2 tRNA genes and 1 rRNA gene are annotated in these 701 nt (G+C 51.8%); all 3 read left to right on the forward strand.

The window, feature by feature from the left end:
* Window positions 1–105: ribosomal RNA gene (locus KOM00_RS20470) — 16S ribosomal RNA — on the forward strand; the annotation flags it as partial.
* Between the two features lie 210 nt (window positions 106–315).
* A tRNA-Ile gene (locus KOM00_RS20475) sits at window positions 316–392 on the forward strand.
* Between the two features lie 27 nt (window positions 393–419).
* Window positions 420–495: transfer RNA gene (locus KOM00_RS20480), tRNA-Ala, on the forward strand.
* Window positions 496–701: the final 206 nt, after the last annotated feature.

Raw genomic sequence — 701 nt, forward strand, 5'->3', positions numbered from 1 at the left:
TGAGCTAACCCGCAAGGGAGGCAGCGTCCTAAGGAATGGCCGGTGACTGGGGTGAAGTCGTAACAAGGTAGCCGTAGGGGAACCTGCGGCTGGATCACCTCCTTTCTAAGGAGCCTAACCAGCCTGTGGCTTCGGCCACGTAAGATGCTGGTCATGGTTATCCAGGTCAATTCGCAAATACTGTCTACTATTTAGTTTTGAAGGACCAAGCCCGCGAGGCATTTGCCTCTCGGTCTTTTTGTTCTCTACAATTTCAAGATGAATGGTTAGCGATGACTGCCAGGCTCACGACGAGTGCATCGTCGTTACTGATTGGGGCCTGTAGCTCAGCTGGCTAGAGCACACGACTGATAATCGTGAGGTCGGTGGTTCGAGTCCACCTAGGCCCACCATTTTCATCGAGTACCCATTTTGAAAATGGGGGTGTAGCTCAGCTGGGAGAGCACCTGCCTTGCACGCAGGGGGTCATCGGTTCGATCCCGTTCACCTCCACCATTTTTTCCGCGCAAGCGGAAAAATGCCCACCGAAGCCGCCGTAGCGTAAGCGAAGGCGTTTGGCGTAGGCGGGCATTAAAACCGTTCTTTGACAATTGCATAGTAGTGAATGTAGGTAGCAACCGAAATGACGTAAGTCGTTTCGGGAAGTATGCATGGCAGTGAGATCATTTACAGTTTTTTTATGGTCAAGCTACTAAGGGCGT

The sequence above is a fragment of the Geomonas diazotrophica genome (assembly GCF_018919385.1).
Taxonomy (GTDB): domain Bacteria; phylum Desulfobacterota; class Desulfuromonadia; order Geobacterales; family Geobacteraceae; genus Geomonas; species Geomonas diazotrophica.